Genomic DNA, 16731 nt, shown 5'->3' on the forward strand with positions numbered 1-16731 from the left:
GGGCTTTGCCAGTCTACTGCCTATCTCGATCTCGCTGTAAGTCTAACCCTGTCAAAGGCTGAGCGCCCTGCACCGATAGCATCTTCGTCTTACAACAGAAGTTGTAACTTCGCGGCCCTTCAACCCATCGAGAAATTTTCGCCCAGATAGATCCGTCGTACCTCAGGATCCCGCCCCAGTTCCCCAGGCGTTCCAGTCTTAAAAATCTTCCCTTCCGCAATGATATAAGCGCGATCTGTCACCGACAGCGTCTCTCGCACATTGTGGTCGGTAATCAGCACTCCGATCCCGCTCTTCTTCAATCCGAAGATAATCTCCTGCAGATCCAGCACCGCAATTGGGTCGATTCCCGAAAAGGGCTCGTCCAGCAAAATAAAAGTCGGCTCGATCGCCAAGCATCGCGCAATCTCCACGCGCCTGCGCTCACCCCCGCTCAACGCATACCCCCGTGTCTTTCGCACATGCCCCAGGTTTAGCTGTTCAATCAGCTTCTCGGTGCGTGTCCGGCGACTCTCCCAGCTCAACTGCTGCGCCTCCAGCACCGCCAGAATATTGTCCTGCACCGTCAGCTTGCGAAATACCGAAGGCTCTTGCGGCAGATAGCTGATGCCATAGTTCCTCGCCCGCAGATACATCGGCAATCGGCTAATGTCATGACCATCCGCCAGCACCCGTCCTGCGTCCGGACGTACCAGCCCAACGATCATGTAAAAGCTCGTCGTCTTCCCCGCACCGTTCGGGCCCAGCAGCCCCACCACCTCGCCCTGCTCGATCTGGAGGCTCACCCCCTTCACCACCTGGCGGCCACCGTACGACTTGCCTATCTCCTCCGTCGATAACGTCTTCATTACTTGTTCTTCACCCGCGTCTCCGTGCGCACGTGCTGCCCCACGCCACTGTCTCCTTCATTAGAAACCACGACGTTCTCATCCCCGGCATGGAATCGCAAAGATGTACCTGTCACGGTCCCTCGCTGGTCGTCCACAACCTTCGGCAGCACCTTCGCCGTCCCAGTCAAAACAAACATGCCATCACTGGCCGTATACACCAACTGCTCTCCGCTCGCCCGCCTGCCAGGCTGTTGCATCTCGATATGCCCACTCGCCACAACTCGCTCCACACTGCCGCCCATAAACCCTTCCCCCGCAGCACCCCCCGCAACTGCCGTCTTCGCCGCCTGCAGATAAACTACAGCCCGCTCCCCCCGCATACTCCCATCAGCGCCATCCACCTGCACCCCGCCCGTGAAGTCTGCCCTCCGCGCTTCATCCGAATACACCAACTCCCGGCTGACCACCCGCACCACGCTCGTCTTCCCACCAACCACCTGTTTGCCAGCCTTGGCCGCCTCTGGTTTCGCGTTAGACCCACCACTCACCAACACCGTATGCACCGCCCCGGGAGCACCAAGCCCCTCGCCATGCGCCAGCAGTCTCTTATGTTTCTGTTCAAACTCAATCACCGGAGCATCGACCTGCGAAGCCCCCTGCCACAATCGCGCAGGCTTGCCAGTCACTCCGTAAAATATCGCTACCTGGGAGTCATGCTTCAGCTCTGCCCTTGCCGCCAGTACGTGCGCCGGCTCCTGCGCACTGCCCGCCTGACTAAAACTCGCCTTCACCGAACCATCCGCAGTGGCGTCCCCCGTCTTCTGCTCGCTCACCACACGATCCGCCCAAAGCACACTCGTTCCATCGCTCACCTGCACATTACCGGTCAACGTTGTCCGCTCCAACTCGCCGTCATAAACCGCCCGCTCCGCCGTCACGCGTTCTTCAACCGGCGCGGCCGAGTCCCCCGGCTTCTTCACCGGCAGCTCCGTCATCACCACATGACCTTGTTCGGTTGCGCTCGAAATTTCATCCGCCCCCTGGCCCTTGCCGTCCGATCCACGCGTCGCACCCGCAATCACTGGACGGAAGTACGCCACTAAGGAATCCCCAGAGCTCGTTTCGACCACTCCCTTCGCATCCACTCTGTGCATCGAGGTATGTCCATCTCCGTGCACCTCCGCAAGATGGTCTGCATCTCCCACTCTCACAAAATGAGCCGTCAAAACATCCCCCGCCAAGGAGCTGCTAGTGGCCCCGCCACCCTTGACAGCCGGATTCATCACCTTAAAATGCGCATTTCCCGTGGCCTTCGCATCTCGCAGCAGCGTCTTCCCCGCTTTATCCGCAGACAACGCCACATCCATCTGTCCAGCGTTCAACTCGCGCTCTCCCCATGCCTCTCCCGTCGCGTCCGTCCGAACCCGCTCTTTAAAGTGCACCGCGCCAGTCATCACCACATGCTCCGGGTGACCCGCCTTATCGAACGCAGTCCGTACCTCCGCCGCCTCACCTTTACCCTGTCGCAGCGGTTCATCCGCCGTGTACTTCACCCCGCCCTGCATAATCGCCGATTGCGGCTGACTCTGCGCACTCAACGTCATCTCCCCCCGCGGAGCCTCCATCGAGCTGCCTAATCCGTTAGTCAGCCTCACCTCACCCTCGCCTTCAACCCGCTCAACCGTTCCATCCGGCCTCAGATGCACGACAACATCTCTCGCCTGCGCGGTCTCTCCCGTACCGCCCTTACCCCCCATCGCGACATACTTCGCCTGAGTCAGTAACGTTCTCTCATGCTGCCGATCCAACTCCGCACGAGAAGCCGTCAACACCACCGGTTTGTCACGCTCCAGCCCAGTCACCCTCACCGCCGAGTGCAGCACCACTACTCCCGAATCAGAGTTGTAATCCGCCCCCACGGCATGTCCTGTCAGTCCACCTGTCTCAAACTCGATGTCATTATCCGTCGCCGCCACACCCTGCTTTTGCGAAAACACCAGTCCGCTCGTCGTCACATGAATTAGCCGCCCATCCTTAGCCTCATGCTCCTGCTTTTGCTCGGGGTTCTGATGCAAATCCTTTCCTGCCGCATAGTCCATCTTCGCGTTTGCATCAGCCGCTGCAGGGGCCTGCAGATCAATATGCACCTCCCCATCAGCACGAATGACCTCGTTCTTCTGGTCATACTCAAACTCTTTCCCGTAGATTCGATCGGCCCGATCTTCCTTCCGCCCATACAACACGATTCCCACGTCATGCAGCGTCACCTTGCCATCCGCGCGTTCCACCGCCTTGGCCGCATGAATCGTGTAGATCGTCCGACCCTGCACCGACTGCGAGTACGTAAAGCCATTGGTCTCTCGCCGGACATTCACTCCCAGCTTTTTTGGCAGATTCGTCAAGAACCGGTGCGCTCGGTAGTGCGCATACCCCAGAAAAGAAGCGATCACCATCACCAACAGGCCCGCGCCCGCCAGCAACCAGACCCGCAGCCGCTCTACCGAAACGTTCATTCACCTTCTATCTTCTCATCTCTACATGTCCTGCCGGACGGGCCCACTACGCGTGGGGCGGTCACTTCGTGACCTCTGTTCCTTGTCCAGGCGAAACGGTCCTCCCGTTGGTCGGAGGAAAGATGATGTCGACCAGCGGGAGGCCCGATGCTGCTGATCTTGCCCAGACAGGTATACGCGTCACGAAGTGACCGCCCCACGCGTAGTGGGCCCGTCCGGCAGGACATGTCTTCGAAGCAGGCCTAAAAGGTCTAAACTGGAGATATGGCCGATCAGCTCTACCTCAGTCTCTGGTTTCCCAACTTCCGCTTCGAAACCCTCCCTGCGACGATGGTCTCGGTCATGCGCCAGTTTGCGCTCATCAGCGGAGAAAAGCGCGTAACTGCGGCCAGCGTCTACCCCATCAGCTTCACCGAGGCTCCCACCTACCAGCGCATCTACGTCAACGACGACCGTGCCGAAGAAAACCAGGACACCTCAGGTTCCATCATCGAAAATGCCGTCGCCGAAGCCACCGAGCAGCTCCACGACGACATGGCCTACGAGTTCGAGATGCGCTGGAAGCTCTGGTCCCCTGAAGTCGCCTCCGGCTACCCCGACATCAATCCCGAATCCGACCCCGACTACGACGTCGATCCCGAGTATGAATCCGCCACCCTCGATCCGCTCTGGAAGCTCCAGCCCGCCACCGTCCGCATCCTCGGCTTCGGCCCGAAGTTCGACGACGCCAGCTTCGACCAGAACGGCCACATCCGCATCGACTTCGGCCTCGACACCCCGTGGCTCGCCGAGACCCTCGAAGACGAGCAACTCAACGAAGACGCCACCAAGCACATCCAGCAAAACGTAGAGATGCTGTTAGCCTTCACCCTCTCGGTCGAAAAAAACTGCGGCATCAGCAGCCGTCTCCTCTGGACCGAATCCGGCGAACCCCTCGCCCAGAAGCTTATCGACCGTCTGCAACGCGTCAACTAGCACTCTCGGCCACCGCAGCCTGCCCTTGCGTAGCCGCATTTTTCGCCGCTGCAGCCGCAGCTTTCGCCTCGCTGCGCAGCCTCGCCTCCCGTATTGCCACCAGCATCAGCCCCGCGAAAGTAAGAGACAACATCCCATAAGCCCGCGCACCATGCAGCTGCGGAACGTCTTCATACAACAGCGCAAGCCCCATGAAGACAAAAAACACGTGTGCGCAAAACACCTGCAGCGACGCCTTCCCCAACGTTAGAAAAGGCTCAACAGAAATCAGCCGCACTAGATACCGGCGCATCCAGTAACAAACAATGACGAACGCCGTCAGGTTGACCACGCGCATCGGTCCAATCTGCCATTTGTCCAAGCTAATTCCCAGCGACTCCTGGTTCAACACAGGCCCTAACCAGTGATGCCGCACCGCAAGAAAGAACACGCAAACCACACCGCACACAGCCACTGCATATCCCGGAACCCGCTTCAGCGGCATCTCGCCCTGAACACTCTTCGCCCCCAGCCACAACCCCGCGATCCAAACCCCCTGCCACGCAAACAGATTGAAGGCGCCAGTCTCCTGCAGCGGAATCTGCAAATGTGTGATCCTCACGATCCACGCATGCACCAGCTCCCTCAATCCGAACTGTGCTGCAATCCAGAGCATCGCGCTCCCACCCAGCACCCACCTCCAGCCATAGCGCAAGCCAAGCGCCAGCGCCTTCGGTGTCAAAAACATGAACAACACATACATCGGCAAAATATCGAGCAGCGGAGGACAGTAAATCAGCAGGACTCCTCCGATGATCGCGGTCTTCGGGTGCGCCAGATAAAAATTGATCAGGTTATAGATCGCTGCCCGGTGCGTCTTCTCCGCAAACAACGCCGCCACGGTAAACGCGAAAGCCAGCATCAACAGGTGATAGCCGTATATCTTCAGCGTCCGTCGCCAAAGCTTCACAATCACACCGGAAACATCCTCCATCGCCTCCCGCAGATAGACCGTGCCGACTAGCATCGCCGACAAAAACACAAACCCCTCAGCCGAAGACACAAATCCCACCGGCTGATTCACAAAGTCGCTGAAGTGTGTCGGCATATGGGTGAACGTCATCCACACCAGGAACAGCCCACGCAGTGCGTCCAGCTCCGGCCTTCTCTGCGTCTTTGGATCGCTCACGATCACAGGTCAAACCCTCGCCGGAAAAAGGCCACCTTCAGCATAGGCGGTCAGGCAGTAGCGGCATCTCACAAAATTTGCTTCTTATTGATCCAGCCAAAAAGCCACTCCACCTCTCAGGATGAGACGTTCGAACAACCAATCCGCTTCAGTCGACCCAACGTTCAAGTCCAAATTTCAAGACCCCGAAAGGCCCTAGGAAACGAAGAAAACAAAGACGAAGCGCCTTTACGAACTTCATCGAAATCTCTTATGCAATCTTTACGAAAGCAGTGCTGAAATATATCAAGTCGACGAGAACAAGAGCCGACAGGAGAGTTTGATGAACACCTTCCGCACCCGCAGACCGCTTCTTGTAAACGCAACGCAGTGCCTCCACCCCACCCTCATCCTTACCGACTCCGGTCAGCGCAAAGCCTATCCCGGCGACTGGATCATCGAAGGCGAAAACCACGAGCGCTACATCGTAGACAACACTTTCTTCCAGCGCACCTTCGCCCCCATTCCCTGGGAGTCCTCAAGCGAAGGCCGCCACTACGGCAGCTAAGCAACTCCTCAAGTCAGAAACCAAACCGTAACCATTACCAACCGGCCCCGGCCCACGATTCACCAAAGAGAAAAGCGCAGTGTCCTATGGCATTGTCCCCTGTACTAGAACCTCCGAGTTCCCAATCCCCCATCGCGCCAACAGCACAGACTCCTTTCACTCCATCGCAACACCGCTCCGCCACCCTCCGCAGTGACCTCAAAACCATCTTCCTCAGAACTCGCAAAGCGCAGTTGCAGGACGCCCGCGCCATCCATCAGCTGATCGACAGCTTCTCTCACGACGGCACCCTCCTTCCCCGCTCCTACGCCGAAATCTGCGCCAACATCCGCACCTTCACTATCGTCGAAACTCACACCCATCAGTTCCTCGGCTGTGCAGCCCTCCACGTCTATGGCCCGCACCTCGCCGAGATCCGCTCCATCGTCGTCCGTCCCGATATCAAAGGATGCGGAGCCGGTGGCCAGCTCGTCCACGAACTCATGCGCCAGGCCGAAGCGCGCAGCATCAAGTGCCTCTGCCTCTTCACCCGCATCCCCAACTTCTTCGAGCACTTCCACTTCAGCACCTACGATCGCCAAGCTTTCAGCGACAAGGTGCTCAAAGACTGCCTCCACTGCGCCCGTCGCCACGCCTGCGACGAGACCGCGATGGCATTCGGCGAGCTTCCAACTCCAAGAGATCTGTCACGAACCGACTTCTTCCCACACTATCAACCCACAGAGTTGGTACAACTGCAGGTCTGACCAATCACCCGGAAGTGTCATTCAAGGCACTGCCTTTTCAGGTTACCCTTGCCGTCAACAGTTTGGATCATGCATCATGACAAACATCGTAAAACCCGCGTAGAATGGCAACCTTCACCGCATTCTTCGCATCCCGCAACCAGTAGCTTTATGCGAAACAGAACCTTGCAGTCTTTGTCTAAACGTTCTGCCGGAGCAAACGAAGTTCGAACAGGAAAAACAAGATGAACTACATTGACTCACCACAGATCGCACCCACGTTCCAGTCCAACTCCCGCGCCGAAGACGGTCAACTCGACTGCAGTCGCTGGAGTGGCCTCTGCGAAGGTGTCCTCATACCTTTGGGCTCGCTCTTCGCAGTCTTCCTCCTCATGCTCGGCGTCATGCTCATCACCACCTAGCCTGAGACCACAATCTCCGAAAAGTCAGCGATCCCGGAGAAGTCTCCCAGCACCTTCTCGAGCAGCGCCAACCGATTCGCCCGCACAGCCTCATCGGGCGACATCACCATCACCGCCTCGAAGAATGCATCCACCTGAGGCCGCAGCATAGCAATCTGCTCCAGTGCGGCGGTGTAGCTCTCATTCCCGCGCAGCGCACTCACCTTCTCCGCCAACTCCGCCGACTTCTCCGCCAGCGCCTTCTCCGTAGGCTCCGTCAGCAGCCCTTCATTAACACCCGGCGCCGCCGCGATATCCTTCTCTCTGGCCTGGGAAAGAATATTCTTCATCCGCTTGAACGCCGCGGTCACCGCAGCAAAATCTTCCGACCCACGCACTGACGTAACCGCCTTCGCGCGCGCAACGGCATCCCTTACATCGCTCGCACCAGCCGCCAGCACCGCCTTCACAATGTCATAAGCCTGCCCGTGCACCTCGCGAAGATAAAACTCCAGCCGCTCCGCATAAAACCCTCGGGTCTTCGCAGCAACAGCAACGTCATCGGTGCCGAGCGCCGAAATCTCATCCAGCGAAAGCGCCAACTCCACCGTCGTCTCCGCCAAAATCTTCACAATCCCATTCGCCGCTCTGCGCAACGCAAACGGATCCTTCGACCCTGTAGGCTCCAGCCCCAACCCAAACATCCCGGCAATCGTATCCGCCTTGTCAGCTACCGCCAACAGCGCACCTTCCACCGTCCTCGGAACTACATCTTCCATCGACTCAGGCTTGTACTGGTCGTAAATCGCATCTCCCACCGCCGCCGGAAAGCCCTGAGCCCGCGCATATAGCCCGCCCACAACACCCTGCAGCTCCGTAAACTCCTTCACCAACTCCGCAGTAAGGTCGGCCTTTGCCAGCAATGCCGCAGTATCGAGCGACACAGCATCCACCGCAACTCCTCGCGCAGCAACCAGCCCCGCAAGGCCGGAGGCAACCTTCCGCACCCGCTCCGACTTCGCAAAGTAGCTCCCTAAGTCCTTCTGAAAGGTCACGTTCTCGAGCAACGAAACCCGGTCCATCAACGACACCCGCTGATCGAACTCCCAGAAAAATCTCGCATCATTAAACCGCGCTCTCAGCACCCGCTCATTGCCATGCCGAATCACTGCGACCCCAGCCTCATCGGCCTCCGTGTTCAACACCGCCAGAAAGTGCGGAGCCAACTTCCCGTCCTTATCCTCCACCGCAAAGTAGTTCTGGTGATCCCGCATCACCGTCACCAGAACCTCCTCCGGCAGTGCCAGATACTCTTTCTCAAACCCACCCAGCAGCACCGATGGCCACTCTGTCAACTGCGTCAGTTTATCGACAAGCTCATGATCCTCACGCCACCGCAACCCCGCACCGTCGGAATCGCCAGCCCGCGTTACCTTATCCAGAGCCTTCCGAATCTTCTGCCGCCGCACCTCAACCTCAGCAATCACGAAGCCGCCAAGCAGCGTATCCTCATAATCACCGGGAGCCTTCAACAAAATCTCCTGCTCCCCAAACAGAACCCGGTGCCCATACGTAACCTTCCCTGCTACATATCCACCAAATTCCACTGGCACCGGCTCCGAGCCCAGCATTGCGACCATCCAACGCACCGGCCGTACGAACCTCTCCGGTCGCCCCGCGCGCCAGTACATATTCTTGGCCCAGTAGATCCCAGCCAACTCCTTCGGCATCTCTCCGGCAATAACCTCCACCGCACCCCGCCCAGCCTTCGCCGAGGTCGCCGCAAGATACTCCCCTTTGGCATTGGTAATCGTCTTCAACCCGGCAACATCCACACCGGCCTTCTTCGCAAACGCAACCGCCGCAGGCGTCGCCACACCATCCTTGTAGGCCACCTTCACCGAAGGCCCCACCAACTCCTCAGCCACATCCTCCTGCCGCTCCGCAACACCCGAGACCCGCACCGCCAGCCGCCGCGGCGTAGCGAAACTCTTCGCCACCGCACCCGATCGCACCAGCCGCTCGCGCTCCAGCATCTTCACCACGCGCTGCTCCAGCTCCATCTGCGCTCCTGCAATCATCCGCGCCGGAACCTCTTCCAATCCAATCTCAAACAGAAAATCCGCCATCTCTATCCCACCATCCCACTGACTTGCTGACTCGCCAACTCGCTCACTCGATCACCTTGCGCCGCATACGCCTTTGCCACTCCCACCACCAGCGCCCGAATCCGCGCCATCACACCAACGCGCTCCGTCACAGAGATCGCCCCGCGCGCATCCAGCAGATTGAACAGATGCGAGCACTTCAATGCCAGCTCATAAGCTCCCAGCACCGGAAAACGCTTCAACTTCAGCTCGTCCATGTCGCCAAAATCCTTCACCTGCGACAACAGCGCCAAACACTCCGCCTCATACAAATTCAAATGCTCCCAAAGCTTCCCCACGTTGGCATAGTCAAAGCTGTAAGCCGAAAACTGCTCCTCCTCCGCGAGCCGCATCTCGCCATAGGTCACCTTGCGCCCGGTATCAGGCTCCACAGCCCACACAATGTCGTAGATTGAATCCACATCCTGCAGAAATCCCGCAATCCGCTCCAGCCCATACGTAATCTCGCCACAAATCGGATCCAGATCCATCCCGCCGCACTGCTGAAAGTAAGTGAACTGTGTAATCTCCAGCCCATCCAGCATCACCTGCCATCCCACGCCCCACGCGCCGCCCACAGGCCACTCCCAGTTATCTTCTTCAAACTTAATATCGTGTTCCTTCAGGTCAATCCCAATCGCCACCAGCGATTCGAGGTACATCTCCTGAATCCGCACCGGTGGCGGCTTCAAAATCACCTGCAGCTGCGTATGCCGAAACAGCCGATTCGGATTCTCACCATACCGTCCATCCGCCGGCCTGCGCGACGGCTGAGCATAAGCAATCCTCACCGGCTTCGGCCCCAGTACCCGCAAAAACGTATCCGGAGACATCGTCCCCGCCCCAACCTCCACATCGTACGGCTGCTGCAGCACGCAACCCCGATCCGCCCAAAACCTCTGCAGCGTAAACAAAAGCTCCTGAAACGTCAGCGCGCGCTTCTTCCCAGTAACCTCAGAAACCGATCCAGTCATATATCTCTCTTCAATTCCCGCAATCTTTCGATTCTAACCGCTCAACGAAGGCATCTCCCAGAGCAACGCCTTCGTCTCTTGTGACATACCCACCCCGAGTCCCACTTCACTGAGGAGTTTCGAGTATGTGCCGTGTTCCCTCCTCCGGTGCCGGGTCCTTCTCCGAAGGAAGAACGGTCGTAGGATCAGCCAGCACCTTCGCGTCCGGCAGAGGAACAGAAATCCCCGTCGAGCGAATAAATGCCTTACTTTTATCGATGGTCACCACGAACTCGTGCTGCCCCTTCGTCGAGTTCCGCGGCCGAGGAAACTCGACAATGTAGCGTCCGCGAACCATTGCCACAAAATCTTTTAGCCTCTTTTCGACATCGGCCCTATTCGCCGAAAACACCAGGCCACCACTCAGCTCGCAGATCGAACGAAAAGGATCTTCCATGGCGTTGCCCATAGCTGGAGAGTCATCCGAAAGCCAAGGCACGTATCTCATACCAAAGACCGCCACCGCACTATTCTGCGCGAATACCCTCACCTGATTCCACTTATGAGTGCTTCCTTTGTCCTGCCCATCACTCACCGCAAGAATCACCCGCCGTCCTGGAAGCCCGGAGAGTTGATTAGTCGCGAAGGCCAGAGCATCCCACAGATGCACCTGCGACTCGCACTTCGGACCATGTTTCGCGTGTCGTCGGTCACCTGCTGACTGCAGCGCCTCATGAATCGACTTCTTTAAGTGCTCCTCATCTGCTGGCACGTCACTCGCAAACTGCGTAAACTCGCAATCCAGCCCGTAGATGGAAACATGATCCTTGGCCCCCAGAGACAGCGGCGTAAGCTTAGCGATCGCGTTCTCAAGCTTCGCTGATAGCTCCAGCTCCGACCCGCTCATATCCAGCAGAATCGCAAGCGAAATCGGATCGTCTCCCTCCAGACGAACATGCGAGGCGCGGAACGGCGGTCCCCCATCGAAGCTCACCTTGAACCTGTCTGGAGCGAACGGCGCAAGCTTCCTTTGATCCGCCCCCAACACCAGCACAGGAATCTGGATCGTGTTCGTATAAACATGCAACGTTAAAACATCCGCATCTTGAGCCCACGCCGAACAGCCCCATGCGATCCATAACCACAGGGCCCAGACTCGAAACCCCGCAAATCCCCTCACCGTTCCCCGCCAAAACGCGAACAAGCTCACCTTCGCCATCCCAGAAGTATGACAGAGCTTAGACGGAACATCTCCACAAAGAATCCCGCCGCTCAACTTCATGTTTCTCGAACGCAACTCCCACTAAGCGAGCTGTCCCGATAGTTTCGCTATCCCATCCTGAGTGGAAAGAACGCACCTATTCCCCAATCAGGTGCAACACAATCTCCCGTCTATGAGGGCGGACTCGATGCTCAAAAAGGTAGATGCCCTGCCAAGTCCCAAGCGCGAGCCCGCCCTCTATCACCGGTATCGATAGCTGCACCTGAGTCAGTGCCGTCTTCAGATGCGCTGGCATATCATCACTCCCTTCGGAGTCGTGCCTGTAAGGCCCACCTTCAGGCGCGATACGATCGAAATACGCTTCGATGTCGCTCCGCACAGTCGGATCAGCATTCTCCTGGATCAACAGTGATGCTGACGTATGCCGGCAGAAGAGCGTCAGCAGACCGGTCTGCATCCTCTGCTGCCTCACCCATTCGCTGACAGCCGACGTAATTTCATACAATCTCTGCCCACGCGTCGAAATTTCAAGACTATGCACTGACTGCTTCAATATCTCTCGCCTCTGTTGTCTCCAAACGTCCCGGAGCTAATAAAGAGATTAAGTGCTGAGTCAGCCCGTGCGTACTGAAGAGAACGCCATGTCATGAATTTTGCACGTCCAGCTCTACCCTCGACGCACTTCACTGCGGAGGAGGCTCATTCGGGTGAGGCTCAAGACCAGCGGCTTGTCGCAGTTTGTCATATCCGGGATAAGTAAACGTCGGATCCACCTGCTGCTTGAATAACTCCGTCGCAGCCACAGATTCTCCTTCAAGCCCATAAGGACTTTTCTGGTAAATCCCATTCATCGACGCTGCAGTATCGACAGAGGTGTTCCGTCCTCCTTTGATCGTCGTTATCTCCCACCCGAAACTGGTGACATTCGCCTTGCGCCCGTTGCTCACCCCTCCGACGATCTCATTCATGGTCATCTTCATTCCCTTCGTAGCAGCCCCTTCCCCATAACCGCCGCCGCTATAACCCAGATCGGCAAACTTGCTGCCATCACGACTGATCTCGATATGCCCCTTTCGCCACGCAACCACATCATCATGAAAGTGAGGATCCTGATTGAAGTGAACAACGGGAATGTGCCCATCGCCCCAGGACGCCTTCCCTGAAACCACACCTTTGCCCGCATCAGCTGCGCCCGTCGGCGGCACTGGGGTCGGTGTTACATTCGCGGGCCGAGCCGAACCGATTGGCACAACAGACGTGTCACCCGTAAGCGCGCTTGGAGGCGTATCCGTAACCACCGCGAAAAAGTTGCTCTTCTCCGCAGTCGAAATCATGTACTGGTTGCTGATAATCGTGCCAACGAAAGCAAACTTGGTTTGGTCTTTGCTCGATACTCGAAATATCTGACCGGTCCCCGTTCCCGCGCCCGCCGGCTTGAAATAATAAATATCGCCATCCATCTCACCTAACTTTCGCGACAGCCCAATCTGCGCCTGCACCTCAGCGGCTGTAGCCGTCAGGTAAGGGGGCTTATCGGCGGCATGTCCAACGATGGGCACGCAAAACGCAAAGATTGCGATAGCGGTTACCGCGCAAATGAAAATCGAAAAACGGCGTTTGCGTGTGATGGACATGCTTCCCCCTTCGCACAGAGTGCATCATGAATAAGTGGGGGCCCGGGACCTGTGACTTTAGCACATTTTCATAAGACATCCCTTAGCGAATTGCCAAACGATAGATGCCAAACGACATCATGATTTTTGTTCGGTCTGCTTCAAATCAAACTTCGACGCAGCAGCACCCATAATCTCGACGCGGCACAAATTCACGAAACCGGCCATCGCATCATCACAAACCCGGCTATGCAACCCAGCAACGCGACTGCTCCACCCAACCGCAGGCTCGTCGCCCAGCCCAGTTCCTTCCCCAAAGCACTCAACGAATAGACACTCACCGGCCCCAGCGTGCACAGCATCGCTGCGACATACGGCGTCGGCACGCCCGCGTGATAAAGCACGTAAGCCAAGGCAACATCAAGCGCCATAGGCACCGGCAGCAGCGTTCCGAGGAGCGCAACCAGAACCACTCCCACGAAAGACACCGGCACATGCGTCCCATAAGCAGGAATCATCTCAGCCGCCGTCGCCCCCACCACCGCCGCCAGCAGCATCCAGGGCAAGGTCAACACCGTCAATCGCAAGAGATTCCGCAAATATGTTCCGCAAAACGCAATCAACCGCGCGCCCAGACCCTCCGCGCCCGACGAAACCCCAAAGCTCTTTACCGTCAGCTCGTTCTCACGCACCACCCACGGCAGAGCAACCAGCAACAACGTCGGAGCCACGATCCGCATCGCCGACAGCGGCAGTGGAAAGAGAACAAACACCATCGCCACCACCACCGGATTGAAGCTCGGCGAACTGATCATCGCCGCCACCGTCAGCCGCGTGCTCGCTCCCGCCAACAACAGACTCTGAGCCACAGGGGTAGCGCAGTTCGTACACACTCCCATCGGCGCGCCAGCCACCGCTCCACACAACACATTCCCTGCCGCCGAAGAAAATCGTCTAGGCGGCGTTCCCACACCTGCCAGCAGCGTCATCATCGCCGCTCCAAACGGCAGCGCAAAGTACATCCCAAACCGATTCGTATATAGCCAGTTCACGCTGGTCCGCATCACTCTCGTGGGCGCCGGCATCGCAGGCGTCACCTTCAGCAACGCATCGAACGAGATCGGCCCGGCCACCTTGATCGCCGCGCCAGCATGAAGCTTCTTCAACAACGCAGGGTAACGCTGTTGACTCCAGAAAATCAGCAGTACCCCCACAGCAATCAGCGCGGCCAGAGAGACCTCTAGCGACCGTCGAGACGAACTCGGCGCAGCAAATCTGGTTGAGCCCATGAGGAAGCCAAGTCTAGCTCACACCAAACACCTCCGACATCCACCAAAAGGTTGAACAACACACCTAATCAATCGAGTGACATTCACGCCACGCGCAAAGAACTCTAAGCTCTACCCAGCGCCCGCGCACTCACCAGACGCCGCTCCAGATGCCGCTCTAGCGTCTCCACTGCAAACCTCCTCAAATCCGCGGCACGCGACTTTGGCCAATCCTCCTTCGCCAACTCCCCCACCGTCCCGCGAAATATCCTCACCGCCTCCCCCACCGAATCCGCTGACAGCGCCACACTCCCACCCCGCCGGTCATCCGCACAAGTCACTCCATCGCTCGTAGCCGAATACCAAACCGTCTCCCCGCCCCCGTGTCTCGGATCCAGCACCAACCCACACACCACGCACCGTCCCAACTCCGGCATCCACCCCATCAAACGGCTCATCCACAGCGAAAAATAAGTCACCGGCAACCACACCTTACCCACCTGTATCTGGTCGAGTACCGCCAGCACCAGCCGAAACACCGCATCCTCAGGAGCCTGTTCCGGCAGCGCCTCCTCCACCACCTCCGCCACAAACTGCAGCGCCGCCGTACGCGCATAATCAATCGGTCGCGAAAGCGGAGAACTCAAAATCTCAAACGCATCCAGCCGCATCAACTCCTGTTTCGGCCTCTCGGCATAGGTCGCCCTCACATGGGTCATCGGCTCCAGCGCCCCGCCAAACCGCCTACGCGACCGCATCGCATGCCGAGCCACGCCCTTTACTCTGCCCTGCTCTCGCGTAAACAGGCTCACCAGCAGGTCCGCCTCCTGGAACGGCCACACCCGCAACACGATCGCCTCTCCCTGCCGCTCAATCATCCCTACCAGACTATTCCACCGCTAACCCGCCTGACCGATGCATCTACTCAGACAAGCCACTAAAAGTCTGTCGAGACACTAAGATCCTTCCACTTCCTATCGGACTCCATCGTCGCCAGAGCGCTCTTCTCCGCGGCCCCGTAGCAATCGCTCCCAAGCAAAAGCCGCAGAGGAGGCTCCGGCATCGACACAAGCTTCAAAAGAGCCGCAGCCGCCTTCGCCGGATCACCCGGCTGCTTCCCGTTGTAGTTCCGCTGAAATCGCACCGTCGCTCCCACGCTCGAGTCATACTCCGCGCGCCCTTCCCGAAGCTCAGTCGACGAGCCCGCAAAATCCGTACGAAACCCACCCGGCTCAACAATCGTCACCTTCACCCCAATGGGGCCAAGCTCTTTCGCCAACGACTCCGAGAAACCCTCAACTCCAAACTTCGCAGCAGCGTAAGGAGCACGTCCCACCGGCCCCAGCCGCCCTGCGATAGAAGTCACCTGAACAATATGGCCCGCTCTACGCTCGCGAAAATAAGGAATTACCGCCTTCGTCATAATGATCACACCAAAGAGATTGGTCTCAATCTGCGCACGAAACTCCGCAAGCGTCGTATCTTCCACGGGCGCAACATTCCCATAGCCCGCGTTATTCACGAGCACGTCCAACCCTCCAAAGCTCTCAATCGCCGCATCCACAGCGCCCTTCGCCTGCGCCTCGCTCGTCACATCCAGAGACACCGCACGAACCCGCTCCCCATACTTCTCTACTAAATCCGAAAGCTGCGCCGGATTCCGTGCCGTCGCTACCACGCGATCGCCCGCTTCAAGCACCGCTTCCACAAATGCCCGTCCAAGCCCACGAGAACTTCCCGTAATCAACCAAACCTTCGACATATAACCTTTCTAGATGAACGAATCCACATCTTCCAGACGAAAACCTGGCACTCTAATGGATTCAATCGATCGATTGAGGTTTCCAAATAAGCGCAAAATAGCTCTCTTCCAGCCATGCAAGGTGTAGCATTGCGTTCGGCGAGCAAACCCCTCTGCCGCCCGCAACACTTCCGGAGGATAAGCGTGAACAAAACAAAACGACTCTTTATCGCAGCCGCAATGACGGTCTCCCTAATCGCAATGGCAGAAGAACCCGGGACAAACATCAAAGTCACCGGCTGGGTCATCGACTCGGCATGTGCGTACACCAAGGGCCTCAGCAAACCCCTCGGAGTAGCCTGCGCGAAAGGCTGCGCCAAAAATGGCTCTCCTCTTGTCATCCTGCAGGATGATGGAACCATCTACCTGCCGATCGACAGCGCCACACCCTCGGCATCGCAGAACCCGAAGCTCCTCCCCTACGCCGGTGAGCACGTCACGGTCACTGGAAAGGACTACGCAAGAAACGGCTCCCACGGCCTGGTCATCGACACCATCACAAGATGAGCGGTGGTCTCATCTTCAACTGAACCAGACCGCATACAAAAAGAGACGCGCAGCCCGAAGG

Annotated in this window: 16 protein-coding genes; 5 read left to right on the forward strand and 11 right to left on the reverse strand. The window is 57.8% G+C overall.

Annotated features, from left to right (window positions below):
* Positions 1 to 119: 119 nt before the first annotated feature.
* Together lptB and RBB77_RS20070 are read right to left on the reverse strand one after the other, a co-directional pair.
* Positions 120 to 848: an LPS export ABC transporter ATP-binding protein gene (gene lptB / locus RBB77_RS20065; RefSeq protein ID WP_353063489.1), complete on the reverse strand. Its 729-nt coding sequence runs from the start codon at positions 846 to 848 to the stop codon at positions 120 to 122.
* Entirely contained in the window at positions 848 to 3343 is a 2496-nt protein-coding gene (locus RBB77_RS20070) for an LptA/OstA family protein (protein ID WP_353063490.1), read from the reverse strand. Before RBB77_RS20070 ends, lptB begins: the two co-directional genes overlap by 1 nt.
* A 264-nt stretch (positions 3344 to 3607) precedes the next feature.
* Here RBB77_RS20070 and RBB77_RS20075 point away from each other — a divergent pair, with 264 nt between their 5' ends.
* Positions 3608 to 4318: a hypothetical protein gene (locus RBB77_RS20075; RefSeq protein WP_353063491.1), complete on the forward strand. Its 711-nt coding sequence runs from the start codon at positions 3608 to 3610 to the stop codon at positions 4316 to 4318.
* Here the strand turns inward: RBB77_RS20075 and opgC are convergent.
* A complete protein-coding gene (opgC, locus tag RBB77_RS20080; RefSeq protein ID WP_353063492.1) occupies positions 4311 to 5486 on the reverse strand; it encodes an OpgC domain-containing protein in 1176 nt (391 codons plus the stop codon). The genes RBB77_RS20075 and opgC overlap by 8 nt on opposite strands.
* 322 nt (positions 5487 to 5808) lie before the next feature.
* Here opgC and RBB77_RS20085 point away from each other — a divergent pair, with 322 nt between their 5' ends.
* The 3 genes from RBB77_RS20085 to RBB77_RS20095 all read left to right on the forward strand — a co-directional run bounded on the left by RBB77_RS20085 (position 5809) and on the right by RBB77_RS20095 (position 7180).
* A complete protein-coding gene (locus tag RBB77_RS20085; RefSeq protein ID WP_183980970.1) occupies positions 5809 to 6033 on the forward strand; it encodes a hypothetical protein in 225 nt (74 codons plus the stop codon).
* 86 nt (positions 6034 to 6119) lie between these two features.
* Entirely contained in the window at positions 6120 to 6779 is a 660-nt protein-coding gene (locus RBB77_RS20090; RefSeq protein WP_353063493.1) for a GNAT family N-acetyltransferase, read from the forward strand.
* Positions 6780 to 7003: 224 nt separating this feature from the next.
* Positions 7004 to 7180 carry a hypothetical protein gene (locus tag RBB77_RS20095; protein WP_353063494.1) on the forward strand — a complete coding sequence of 59 codons (177 nt, stop codon included), beginning with the start codon at positions 7004 to 7006 and terminating at the stop codon, positions 7178 to 7180.
* Here RBB77_RS20095 and glyS read toward each other — a convergent pair.
* The 8 genes from glyS to RBB77_RS20135 all read right to left on the reverse strand — a co-directional run bounded on the left by glyS (position 7177) and on the right by RBB77_RS20135 (position 16124).
* Positions 7177 to 9288, reverse strand: a complete 2112-nt coding sequence (gene glyS, locus RBB77_RS20100) for a glycine--tRNA ligase subunit beta (RefSeq protein WP_353063495.1) — start codon at positions 9286 to 9288, stop codon at positions 7177 to 7179. The two genes, RBB77_RS20095 and glyS, sit on opposite strands and share 4 nt — an antisense overlap.
* A 2-nt stretch (positions 9289 to 9290) precedes the next feature.
* Positions 9291 to 10280 (reverse strand): glycine--tRNA ligase subunit alpha, encoded by a 990-nt coding sequence (locus RBB77_RS20105; RefSeq protein ID WP_353063496.1) that lies wholly within the window; start codon positions 10278 to 10280, stop codon positions 9291 to 9293.
* A 106-nt stretch (positions 10281 to 10386) separates the two neighbouring features.
* On the reverse strand, positions 10387 to 11469 hold the full coding sequence (locus RBB77_RS20110; RefSeq protein ID WP_353063497.1) for a hypothetical protein: 1083 nt from the start codon (positions 11467 to 11469) through the stop codon (positions 10387 to 10389).
* Between the two features lie 148 nt (positions 11470 to 11617).
* Positions 11618 to 12022: a secondary thiamine-phosphate synthase enzyme YjbQ gene (locus RBB77_RS20115; protein WP_353063498.1), complete on the reverse strand. Its 405-nt coding sequence runs from the start codon at positions 12020 to 12022 to the stop codon at positions 11618 to 11620.
* A gap of 142 nt (positions 12023 to 12164) precedes the next feature.
* Positions 12165 to 13115 carry a hypothetical protein gene (locus RBB77_RS20120; RefSeq protein ID WP_353063499.1) on the reverse strand — a complete coding sequence of 317 codons (951 nt, stop codon included), beginning with the start codon at positions 13113 to 13115 and terminating at the stop codon, positions 12165 to 12167.
* Positions 13116 to 13306: 191 nt separating this feature from the next.
* Positions 13307 to 14383, reverse strand: a complete 1077-nt coding sequence (locus RBB77_RS20125; RefSeq protein ID WP_353063500.1) for a hypothetical protein — start codon at positions 14381 to 14383, stop codon at positions 13307 to 13309.
* A gap of 104 nt (positions 14384 to 14487) precedes the next feature.
* On the reverse strand, positions 14488 to 15240 hold the full coding sequence (gene recO / locus RBB77_RS20130) for a DNA repair protein RecO (protein ID WP_353063501.1): 753 nt from the start codon (positions 15238 to 15240) through the stop codon (positions 14488 to 14490).
* A 59-nt stretch (positions 15241 to 15299) separates the two neighbouring features.
* A complete protein-coding gene (locus tag RBB77_RS20135) occupies positions 15300 to 16124 on the reverse strand; it encodes an oxidoreductase (protein WP_353063502.1) in 825 nt (274 codons plus the stop codon).
* Positions 16125 to 16307: 183 nt separating this feature from the next.
* Between RBB77_RS20135 and RBB77_RS20140 the strand changes: the two genes are divergently transcribed.
* Positions 16308 to 16670: a hypothetical protein gene (locus RBB77_RS20140; RefSeq protein WP_353063503.1), complete on the forward strand. Its 363-nt coding sequence runs from the start codon at positions 16308 to 16310 to the stop codon at positions 16668 to 16670.
* The last annotated feature ends 61 nt before the right edge of the window (positions 16671 to 16731 follow it).

Origin of the sequence: Tunturibacter psychrotolerans (assembly GCF_040359615.1) — a bacterium.
GTDB lineage: Bacteria > Acidobacteriota > Terriglobia > Terriglobales > Acidobacteriaceae > Edaphobacter > Edaphobacter psychrotolerans.

Coding starts and splice junctions, on each gene's coding strand:
- lptB (WP_353063489.1), bottom strand. CDS start 848: ATGAAGACGTTATCGACGGAGGAGATAGGCAAGTCGTACGGTGGCCGC.
- RBB77_RS20070 (WP_353063490.1), bottom strand. CDS start 3,343: ATGAACGTTTCGGTAGAGCGGCTGCGGGTCTGGTTGCTGGCGGGCGCG.
- RBB77_RS20075 (WP_353063491.1), top strand. CDS start 3,608: ATGGCCGATCAGCTCTACCTCAGTCTCTGGTTTCCCAACTTCCGCTTC.
- RBB77_RS20085 (WP_183980970.1), top strand. CDS start 5,809: ATGAACACCTTCCGCACCCGCAGACCGCTTCTTGTAAACGCAACGCAG.
- RBB77_RS20090 (WP_353063493.1), top strand. CDS start 6,120: ATGGCATTGTCCCCTGTACTAGAACCTCCGAGTTCCCAATCCCCCATC.
- RBB77_RS20095 (WP_353063494.1), top strand. CDS start 7,004: ATGAACTACATTGACTCACCACAGATCGCACCCACGTTCCAGTCCAAC.
- glyS (WP_353063495.1), bottom strand. CDS start 9,288: ATGGCGGATTTTCTGTTTGAGATTGGATTGGAAGAGGTTCCGGCGCGG.
- RBB77_RS20105 (WP_353063496.1), bottom strand. CDS start 10,280: ATGACTGGATCGGTTTCTGAGGTTACTGGGAAGAAGCGCGCGCTGACG.
- RBB77_RS20120 (WP_353063499.1), bottom strand. CDS start 13,115: ATGTCCATCACACGCAAACGCCGTTTTTCGATTTTCATTTGCGCGGTA.
- RBB77_RS20125 (WP_353063500.1), bottom strand. CDS start 14,383: ATGGGCTCAACCAGATTTGCTGCGCCGAGTTCGTCTCGACGGTCGCTA.
- recO (WP_353063501.1), bottom strand. CDS start 15,240: ATGATTGAGCGGCAGGGAGAGGCGATCGTGTTGCGGGTGTGGCCGTTC.
- RBB77_RS20135 (WP_353063502.1), bottom strand. CDS start 16,124: ATGTCGAAGGTTTGGTTGATTACGGGAAGTTCTCGTGGGCTTGGACGG.